This is a genomic window from Natrialba sp. INN-245 (assembly GCF_009807105.1).
Classification (GTDB): Archaea; Halobacteriota; Halobacteria; order Halobacteriales; family Natrialbaceae; genus Natrarchaeobius; species Natrarchaeobius swarupiae.
The window spans coordinates 565998-575157 of sequence record NZ_WUBV01000063.1; the positions used below are offsets into that span (position 1 = coordinate 565998).

Below are 9160 nucleotides of genomic sequence, written 5' to 3' on the forward strand. Positions count from 1 at the left end.
GCTACGGGGCGACACCAACCGTGAGCAACGTGCCGAACTCGCGGTAGCGCTCGAGCATCGCCTGGCGGGTGTCCCAGTTATCGGTTGGAAACTCGGATTCGGGCGGGATCTCGATCTCGTGGTTGGGAAGGTTGTCCTGCTCGGCGACGTGGAGTCCCGCTTCGCGAAACGCCTCGCGGTACTGCGCCCGGTCCCAGCGGGTCATCTCCACCGAAATGGATTCCTGCCACTCGTGGGAGTGGACGTTCTCCTCGTAGTAGTCGACCGCACAGTAGACGGTCCCGCCCGGCCGCAGTACTCTGGCGATCTCCTCGAGAGTGTGGTGGGGATCGGCAGCGTAGTAGAAGGCCTCCATCGACCAGACGTGGTCGATCGAGTCGGTCGCGAACGGAAGCGAACCGAAGTCGCCGACGACATAACCGACGCTGGAATAGTCGGTGTACCCCGCCGCGTTTCGCGTCATCTCGGGCGAGCCATCGAGCCCGTAGATCCGTCCCGCGTTCTTTGTCTCCCGGAGTGCACGACCGGCGTAGCCGCTGCCACAGCCGAGATCGAGAACCACGTCGCCGGCTTCGACCGGCATCCGCGCCAGCGCGTATTTCGCGGTGTGCCAGTGTCGGTCCTCCATTCCCCTGTCTCGGCCGCTTGCGGCCCACTCATCGAACTCCTCGCGAACGCTCATACACAGCGGTCGACTCCCCACACCAAAATCCGTTCGCCTTCGACTCGAGTCATCGACATCCGCGACGGGGATGTCGTCGGCGACCGGCGGTATCGACGCCTGGCGCGCCCGCCGCCTCGACGGTGTGTCGGTCGCTCCGTGACGACCGACAGACTCTTTAGGACCGCCTAAAAAGTATGGGTGGAGAGGTTTAGGTCGACCGAAACACCGTGGGCATCGGTCTCGGTCGAACGAGACAGCCAATGCTGTCCCCTCCTCTCGACCCTTCTCTCGACGATAATCGGAAGCTATATGTGTTTTAGGTCGGCCTAAAACAAGATATGCAACAGCGCGACAGCAATCGCACGGACAGGACGACTGGACGACGACCATTCCTCGCCTCCGCGGGCCTGTCCGTGGTCGGACTCGCAGCACTCGCAGGCTGTACGAGCGACGAGGGTGGCAACGGTGGAAACGGCGGTAACGGTGGGAACGGCGGTAATGGAAACGGTGATGACGACGGAAACGGCGTCAGCGACGGGGCCGCATCGGTCGCCGACGCCGAACCACTCGCCACTCCGGTCGACTCAAGCGGCGTGAGCTGGGACGATCTCGGCGATCTCGAGGGCGAGATCACGGTGTACTCCGGCCGGACGCGCGACCAGATCGATCTGGTGTTCGAAGAACTCGAGGCAGAGTACGACGGGTTCGAGATCCACCGTGATTACGACGACAACGACGTCCAGGTTAACCAGTTGGTCCAGGAAGGCGACGCAACGCCGGCGGACGTCTTCTACTCCCAGGACCCTGGGGCGCTCGGTGCAGTCCACGACGAGGGACTCGTTCAGGAGCTTCCGGCAGACGTCGTCGACACCGTCCCCGAGAGCTACCGCGAGCCCGGCGGGCACTGGACCGGGGTCAGCGGCCGCGTTCGGTCGATCATGTACAACGAGGATCGATTGGACGAGACGCCGTTCGATAGCTGGGACGAGCTTCCGACGGATATCTTCGAGTACGCGACCGACGACCGGTTCGAGGGAATCATCTCGACGCGTCCGAACTCCGGAACGTTCCGCGGGTTCATCCAGGCGATGGTCGAACTCGAGGGCGAAGACGCGACGCGACAGTGGGTCCGCGACTTCATGGACCAGGACCCACAACTGTTCTCCGGTGGCAGCAGTCAGGCTGCAGCCATCGAACAGGGCGGTGACGACGATCCGATCATCGGGCTGGGCAACAGCTACTACGCCGCACGACTCGTCAACGAGGATCCCGATTCGCCGATCCGCGTGACGTTCACGGAAGACGATCCTGGCTGTCTATTCAGCGTCGCGGGGATCGCCGTCACGAACGATGTCGAGGATCCCGAACTTGTCGCCGAGTTTACCCGTCACCTCGTCGCCGTGGACGGACAGGAGTTCATGATAGATGCAAACGGCGAGTTCCCCGTCATCGACGGCGTCGATTACGTCGGCCCGCTGCCGAACCCGGACGAACTCAACTCGCCGACGTTCGACCTCAGTGAGTTCGACATGGAACTACAGGGAGCAAGCGAGCTCCTAGAAGAGGAAGATATGATGCCGCTATAACGCCGATCTGCTGGTTCGATTATCGGTCGGAGACACCGTTTTTGAGCCCGAGCAGCCAGAGCCAGCCAACGAGCCAATCAAGAGTTTCAAGAGCGTCGAGCGCCGACCAATCGACGACGCGAACTGATCCGATTGGTGCGCGGAACACACGATGAAATCGACAACGAACGACGCAGATCCCGCACACCGATCCGATTCGATCGGTGACCGGATCAAACGTATCGACCCATGGATGGTCGCGTTGGGAGCGGTGAGTGCGATCATCGCGTTTCTCGTCGTCACCCCGATGTTCTGGGTGGTCTGGCAAGCCTCCACGGTCGATTTCTCCCGTGCCACCGACCTCGTCGTCTCCTCACAGACCGCGTTGGTTACGGCAAACAGTATCGCGTTGATGCTGTCCGTCACGCTGTTTTCGATCCTGCTCGGCGTTCCACTCGCGGTTCTGACGACTCGAACGGATCTTCCGTACCCGCGTTTTTGGACCGTCGTGGCTGCGCTCCCACTGGTCATTCCGAGCTACATCGGTGCGATCGCGTTCGTCTCGATGTTCGGCTCGGGCGGCGAGGTTGATTCGCTCCTCGGCGTTACTCTCCCCCGCGTCCACGGTCTCCGGGGATCGATTTTCATCATCACGCTGTACACGTACCCGTACGTGTTCTTGACCACCAGGGCGGCGCTGCTCTCGATGGACAGTTCGCTCGTCGATGCCGCGCGGACGCTCAACGCTGGCCCGCTCGAGGCGTTCCGACGGGTTACGTTCCCCCGGATCAGGCCAGGAATCGCCGCCGGGGCGTTGCTCGCCGGACTCTACGCGATATCGGACTTCGGGACGCCGGCGTTTATGCAGGCGAGCGTGTTTACGAGCACGATATACTGGGAGTTCAGCGGGTTCGCTCCCGAGTACGCCGCGTTGCTCGCGTTACAGTTAGTCGCGATCGTGGCCGTCGTCCTCGTCATCGAAGCCGGGATCGGACGCGACGAAGACGCAAGCGGCGGCGCGGACGGAAGCGGGAGTGTGATACGCCTCGGAACCTGGAAGTGGCCCGCGATGGGATTCGTCTCGCTGCTGGGCGTTCTCACGCTCGTCGTCCCGGTCGCGATCTTTACGAGCTGGCTGTTCCGCAGTGAGGGCGACCGGATCCCCTCCCTCGAGTTCCAGTGGGAGTTTGCGTTCAACTCGGTTCGACTCGCCGTGCTCGCCGCAGTGGTCGCGTGTGCGTTCGCCTTACCGGTCGCGTACTACTCCGGGCGAACGAACTCCGTCGTCTCTCGGATACTCGAGCGGGCAACCTACATCGGCTTCGCCGTACCTGGCGTCGTGATCGGGCTCGCGCTGGTGTTTCTCGGAACCCGGACCCTGCCGTCGTTGTACAGACAGGGAGTCTGGCTGCTCGTGTTCGCGTACGTGATTCGATTTCTCCCGCAGGCGGTCGGTACCGTCCGGTCGTCCGTGCTACAGGTCGACAGCAAGACGATCGAGGCCGCCCGGACGCTCAACGCCGGTCGACTCGAGACGTTTCGGCGCGTGACCCTCCCGTTGATCATGCCTGGCGTGATCGCCGGCGGCGTCCTCGTGTTCCTGACCACGATGAAGGAACTGCCGGTGACACTGATGGTCGGGCCCGTCGGACTGGACACGCTCGTCATCATCATCTGGGACGCCCAGGACGCGCTGGCCTACCGGTACGCGGCCGTCCCGGCGCTGTTTCTCGTCCTCATCTCGGGGCTCTCGATGCTGGTCCTGTTGCGACAGGAAGGGGGCGACCTGAGCTAACGGTGCCGGGTTCGGATACCGGTTCGCAGTAGTCCAATCCCGGGCAGCGATCCGCAGCAGTCCAATGTCCCACTCGAGACCGGGAATCCGCACTATTAAGTCGATTCCGGAAGTTGTTCAGTTCAACATGGATTATCGGCTCGAAATCGACGGAACACCGGCAACGATTCCCGGTGGCACCGGCGTTCTCTTACTTCATCCGAGCACCGGGGAAACGGACCGAATCGACACCGACTTTCTGAAAACCGACACCGACCACTTCCTCGTCGTCTCCACCCGAACCACTGCCCGCGAAGTCAGACAGAAACTCGAGTACTACGACGTCGACGAAGAACGCGCCGAGATCCTCGACACGCTCAGCATCGAACGCGGTTACTCCCGACGCAAGACGGACACGGTACACTACGTCGCCGCACCCGACGACGTCGACGGCATCGTCGAGCACATCGACGGCTTCCTCGAGAACCACGACGGCAAACTTCGGCTCAGTTTCGACTCCGTCACCGAACTCGCCTACTACGCCGGCGACGATGACGCCCTCGAGGCGGTCGACCGCATCCTCGAGCTACTCGCGAACCACGACGCGGTCGGCCTCTTTCACCTCTCGGAAGAACCCCACGACCGCTCGGTCGTCGACGACTTTCGTAGCCGCTTCGACGGCGTGATCGACCTCAACGAGGACGGGAACGTCGAAGCTGACTTCTGAGCAAGGTTCGAACCGACTTTCGAACAAGACTCTAATCGCCTTTCGAGCGAGACCCTGATCGATCTACGAACGAGACGCGGATCCACACCGAACGAGCCACATGCCAGAGTACGACAAACTCGTCCGCGACCGGATTCCCGAGATCGTGGAGAAAAACGACCAACGACCGGAGATCCACGTCGCCGACGCCGAGGAGTACACCGATCGCCTCGCCGCGAAACTCCGCGAAGAGAGCCGAGAGTTTGCAGACTCCGGTGAGTTCGAGGAGTTGGCCGACGTCCTCGAGGTCGTCTACGCGATCCTCGACCACCGAGAGCGAACGCTCGAGGACCTCGAGGCGGTTCGTCGCGAGAAACAGTCGGAGCGAGGTGGGTTCGCGGACGGAATCGTCCTCGAGTGCGTCGAGGAATAACTCCAGGTCGAATTTACTCAGAGAGGGCGTCGAACGTCTTTTCGGCCCACGTAATCGCGTACTCGGGACCGTGGTCGCGGTATGCTCCGGTCTCGAGTGCGGCAAAGGGTGGTGGAAGCTCGAGCGCGTGTTTGATCGTCGCACACGCAAGTTCCGTCGCATCCGCGAACTCCGTCTCGCCCCGGGCGACCGCCCGCGAAAGCCCGGAAACGCGTCCCTCGAGGCGAGTTCCGGCGTCCTGCCAGGCGTCCGCGAGGTCGGGCTGGTCGTCCCGCCAGTCGGCGAACACGTCCCGCGCCTGGAGGCCGACCCAGCCGTCGTACAACGCCGTTGCCACCTGGTAAGTATCGTTCGGACCGAGCGGAACCACCCGATCGAACTCGCGGTAGGCTTCCTCGAAGAAGCCGAGAAAGTGTTCGGGAACGTCGAGGCCGAGTTCGACGAACGCCTCGGCAATCAGAAACTCGAGAAACGGCTCGGGTGAGCCTTCGACTCGCGGTTTGACGAGAACGACCGCCGGATCGGTCTGTTTGGTCCAGGCGATGCTCCCGTCGCCGGGCATCCCGATCGTGAGGTCCGAACCGGCGTACCGCCGGAGCAACGTCGGCGCGTCCTCCGGAAGCCACTCCGACGGATAGCTGGTCGGCTCGAAGCCGTCGACGATCACTCCGAGGTCCTCCGCGACCGCCGGTCGCAGTGTCTCGAAATCGCGCTCGCAGTCGAAGACGAGCGTGTTCGGCGCGTGCTCGTCTCGAACGTCCGCGAGACGTCCCGAGAGTTCGCGGCTCTCGAACATCAGACGAAGACGGTCTGGAAAACGAGCAAAAGCGAGAGGATAGCCGAGACGGCAACGGTGCCGACGACGATCTTGGTGGGTGTACTCATACTCGATCCCAGTCGTTGCCGCCGCTTAAATCCATCTTTCCGTTACCGTCGCTTAAATCCATCATTCTCCGTCTCGAGGCGCGATCGGACGGGTGTGGCGAAGATCACGTCGTGATACCCTTCATCGTCGACCGTGGGTCACTGCGGATTTCGTTCGGTCTACAGAGGCTTCGGAGAAACCCCCACCAGTTCACGTGGAATTGTTACATGCTCTAGCTCTCGAAAGGTTGAACAAATCGGATCGTCTCGAGAAGAAACGAAGGTGGTCGGGAAACACGGGTCGATCTCTCGGAGAGACACCGATTCCGCGGATCGATCAGTCTTCCGCGTCGCGCCACGAGTCCGGAACGTCGATGACGTACCGACCGTCTTCCTGGAGGGAGATGATGTACTCCTCTCGGTTGTACAGTTCCATCAGGTTGAGTTCGTACTGTCCCGGGTTGAGGATCTTGATGCTCTCGAATTGCTCGTTGAGTTCTGCTCGAAGTTCCTCGATCGATGGCTGATCACCGGATGGTTCGCTCACGACACGCCCGTGGTCGGGGTCCTCGTCGGATCCAGACGCCGTCTCCTTGTTCGCAGCGTCGTCGACGGCTCCCTCGGAGTTTGCGGTGGGGCGGTCGCCCCCACCAGTCGATGTCGAATCCGCCGGGGTGTCAGACACGTGATGGTTTTGTGCTGTGTCCCATCGATCAGCAGACGAACGTTCGGAAACAGGCGGTAGATCGTTCCTCGAAACGATTTCGCTCCGTGCATCCGCCTGCGCAGATTCCTCGGACTCCGCGAGCGTCGCTCTCTGATCCTCGGATCGGTTCGAATCGCTTGGCGGAGTCGAACCGTCGTCGGTCCAGGACGTGTTCGAGGACGAAGGTTGATCCGGTTGTGCGGACGAGGGATCTGACTCGCGGCCGGATCGGTCCTCCGGACGACGAGCCGTATCCGGCCAGGCCTGATCGGAGACATCCGACTTCTCGAGATGGTTCGAGGGTGACGGCTCTCGAGACGAAGACGAGGTTGGGTCGGGCTCTCGAGACGAAGACGAGGTCGATTCAGTCGCCTCCGTTGCCGGAACCCAGTCGGAGTCGGGAGGGTGCGACGAAGATTCGTCCGTGTCGACAGCGGACGAACCAGTTCTGTCCGGGTCGGTCGGTGATCGAGCTCCGTCTACGGCGTCGGTCGACCGGGAGTCGGCTTCGGAATCGGGTTCAGCCGAGGCCGAGGAGTCGGCTCCAGCTGACGTCGACGGCGTGAACTGGAACTTGTTTCCGCCGCAGTTTGGACAGCCCGACAGCATCTCTTTCGATCCGTCGGGGAACGTCCGGCCGCAGTTCGTGCATTCGTGGGGCATTAGTTCGGAGTAGTGTAAGTGTTAGCTTCGAGAGACGAGGGCGCTGATGAGCGTCTCGTCTTTATGAAGCGTCTCGATCCGGTTCGCCGGTCCGATCACGGTCAGTTTCGCCTCCGATCCGTCGCCACCCATAATCCGACCGAGAAGCGACGAGTCCTTGCTATCCGACTTCGGATACGTCTCGATCTCGATCCCGTTGAAGTCCTCGGGATTGATTTCGGCCATCGTCGTCTCGATGAGCCTACTCTCTTCGTCCGGCGTCAGACCTTCTTCTAGGATGACGATGTTTCCGTCGTGGACGCCGTCTAAGATCATCCGGATCTTCTCCATCGTCGCCATGTTCTCCATGCGCTCACCGCTGATCAGGTCGATCTGGATTCCGTCTGCGGGATCGGAGTCGTCGGCGTTAGTTGCTGTTGGCATCCAGGTTCACCCGAAGTACTCCGCGATGTTCTCGTACACTTCGTCCATGTTCTCGCCTTCCTTCGCCGAGAGCGGAACGGTCTTGTGCTGTGGGAAGGCGTCCTCGATGCGTTTGACGCTCGAGTCGTCTAAGTCGATCTTGTTTGCGAAGATGAGAACCGGGAGATCACGAGATTCGATGATACCGATCAACATCGTGTTGACCTGCGTGATCGGATCCTCCGCGCTGTCGAGGACGTAGATGACGCCGTCGACGTCCTCGCGAAGCCAGTGCATGGCTTCGGCGACCCCTTCGGTCGCCTCACGAGAGCGACGAATCGCGTCGTCTTCTTCCATCTCGTCGGTGAACTCCTCGTAATCCACTTTCGTCGTCACGCCAGGCGTGTCGACGATGTCGATCGTTACCGACTTTCCGTTCCGTTCGATCTCGACGTTTTCTTTCCTACGCGCGCGACGAGTCTCGTGGGGGATGTGACTCTCCGTCCCGATCGCATCGCCCGTCCAGTCTCGGGCGATGCGATTTGCGAGTGTCGTCTTTCCGGCGTTCGGTGGACCATAGATACCGATTCGTTTGGGTTCCTGTTCGGAGAACAGGCGGTCCGTAGCCCGAGAGATACTATCTTTGAGTTCTGTGAACAGTCCCATCGTTAGGGCCTCCAGCACACGGGGTGTGTCTGCGCGTACTACTGAACCGAACTCACTTAAGCCTACGTCAAACGAGTTGACTCTCGGATAGAAGAGAGTGTAAGACCTTCGAGATATTTGAGTGTGGGTTTTGCGGGAAGTACCGAGCTTGGTATCGATCACTCGAGCGATACTCGGTCGGTTGTCGCTGGTCCGAACATAATAACGTGTTACTACAGGTGAACTAAGACGAGGAGTCCGGATGGGATGTCGGACGTGCTGAGTAAACTGTGAGAGGAGATAGCACGGAACTAAGAGAGGACAACACGAGAATGTGAGGTGTTGCCACGGCCCATAAGAGGAGAGAGTACGAGTGGAGTCGAGGCTGGGGAACACACCCCCACCCCTTCGTTTCGAGTGGAGACCACCGAACCCGTCACTCTCGAGACGGTGTTCGAGGACGGTGAGGTGGACGAAGCGGCGTCGATCGGAAGTGATTGGACGTCTCTGGAGTGATTTTGACGGTTTCAGGATTTCTAGTAATTCATCGGCTGAAACCGAGCAAATCTAGTTCTCTCTAGTAATAAAACCAATGCACTCTAGTAATAACTCTATTTTGCTAGTTCTGCGGATGCTGTTTCTACCCTACCTAAATAAAACTTCCCAGACTAGATCCTGTCGTTCCCACCGACCTCTTCGACGGTTTCCACTCGAAACGAAGGGGTGGGGGGGGGGGGG

General features: G+C 60.7%; 9 protein-coding genes and 1 pseudogene. 4 read left to right on the top strand and 6 right to left on the bottom strand.

All coding sequences use genetic code 11. The features are described 5' to 3' along the window. Nucleotide 1: 1 nt before the first annotated feature. A complete protein-coding gene (locus tag GRS80_RS19285; RefSeq protein ID WP_160048952.1) occupies nucleotides 2–682 on the bottom strand; it encodes a class I SAM-dependent methyltransferase in 681 nt (226 codons plus the stop codon). A 320-nt stretch (nucleotides 683–1002) separates the two neighbouring features. Between GRS80_RS19285 and GRS80_RS19290 the strand changes: the two genes are divergently transcribed. From GRS80_RS19290 to GRS80_RS19305, 4 genes are all read left to right on the top strand, one after another. Continuing rightward, nucleotides 1003–2250, top strand: a complete 1248-nt coding sequence (locus GRS80_RS19290) for an extracellular solute-binding protein (RefSeq protein WP_160048953.1) — start codon at nucleotides 1003–1005, stop codon at nucleotides 2248–2250. Between the two features lie 232 nt (nucleotides 2251–2482). Further along, nucleotides 2483–4024, top strand: coding sequence for an iron ABC transporter permease (locus GRS80_RS19295; RefSeq protein WP_235019809.1), 1542 nt, complete (start codon nucleotides 2483–2485; stop codon nucleotides 4022–4024). 127 nt (nucleotides 4025–4151) lie between these two features. After that, nucleotides 4152–4730 (top strand): hypothetical protein, encoded by a 579-nt coding sequence (locus tag GRS80_RS19300; RefSeq protein ID WP_160048955.1) that lies wholly within the window; start codon nucleotides 4152–4154, stop codon nucleotides 4728–4730. 100 nt (nucleotides 4731–4830) lie between these two features. Then, nucleotides 4831–5142, top strand: a complete 312-nt coding sequence (locus GRS80_RS19305; protein ID WP_160048956.1) for a nucleoside triphosphate pyrophosphohydrolase — start codon at nucleotides 4831–4833, stop codon at nucleotides 5140–5142. Between the two features lie 13 nt (nucleotides 5143–5155). On the opposite strand, the gene GRS80_RS19310 is transcribed toward GRS80_RS19305, so the two are convergent. From GRS80_RS19310 to GRS80_RS19325, 5 genes and pseudogenes are all read right to left on the bottom strand, one after another. Then, entirely contained in the window at nucleotides 5156–5938 is a 783-nt protein-coding gene (locus GRS80_RS19310; RefSeq protein ID WP_160048957.1) for a hypothetical protein, read from the bottom strand. Between the two features lie 405 nt (nucleotides 5939–6343). Then, on the bottom strand, nucleotides 6344–6691 hold the full coding sequence (locus GRS80_RS21150; protein ID WP_343161676.1) for a Zn-ribbon containing protein: 348 nt from the start codon (nucleotides 6689–6691) through the stop codon (nucleotides 6344–6346). Nucleotides 6692–7192: 501 nt separating this feature from the next. Beyond that, nucleotides 7193–7375: pseudogene (locus GRS80_RS21155) on the bottom strand (Zn-ribbon containing protein); the annotation flags it as partial. A gap of 21 nt (nucleotides 7376–7396) precedes the next feature. Beyond that, nucleotides 7397–7798, bottom strand: a complete 402-nt coding sequence (locus GRS80_RS19320) for a DUF2073 domain-containing protein (RefSeq protein ID WP_149079528.1) — start codon at nucleotides 7796–7798, stop codon at nucleotides 7397–7399. Nucleotides 7799–7804: 6 nt separating this feature from the next. Further along, a complete protein-coding gene (locus tag GRS80_RS19325; protein WP_149079527.1) occupies nucleotides 7805–8443 on the bottom strand; it encodes an Era-like GTP-binding protein in 639 nt (212 codons plus the stop codon). Between the last annotated feature and the right edge of the window lie 717 nt (nucleotides 8444–9160).

Excerpts from the sequence above, each read along its gene's own strand:
- GRS80_RS19325 (WP_149079527.1), bottom strand. The coding sequence starts at position 8,443 with ATGGGACTGTTCACAGAACTCAAAGATAGTATCTCTCGGGCTACGGAC.
- GRS80_RS19295 (WP_235019809.1), top strand. The coding sequence starts at position 2,483 with ATGGTCGCGTTGGGAGCGGTGAGTGCGATCATCGCGTTTCTCGTCGTC.
- GRS80_RS19290 (WP_160048953.1), top strand. The coding sequence starts at position 1,003 with ATGCAACAGCGCGACAGCAATCGCACGGACAGGACGACTGGACGACGA.
- GRS80_RS19305 (WP_160048956.1), top strand. The coding sequence starts at position 4,831 with ATGCCAGAGTACGACAAACTCGTCCGCGACCGGATTCCCGAGATCGTG.
- GRS80_RS19310 (WP_160048957.1), bottom strand. The coding sequence starts at position 5,938 with ATGTTCGAGAGCCGCGAACTCTCGGGACGTCTCGCGGACGTTCGAGAC.
- GRS80_RS19320 (WP_149079528.1), bottom strand. The coding sequence starts at position 7,798 with ATGCCAACAGCAACTAACGCCGACGACTCCGATCCCGCAGACGGAATC.
- GRS80_RS19300 (WP_160048955.1), top strand. The coding sequence starts at position 4,152 with ATGGATTATCGGCTCGAAATCGACGGAACACCGGCAACGATTCCCGGT.
- GRS80_RS19285 (WP_160048952.1), bottom strand. The coding sequence starts at position 682 with ATGAGCGTTCGCGAGGAGTTCGATGAGTGGGCCGCAAGCGGCCGAGAC.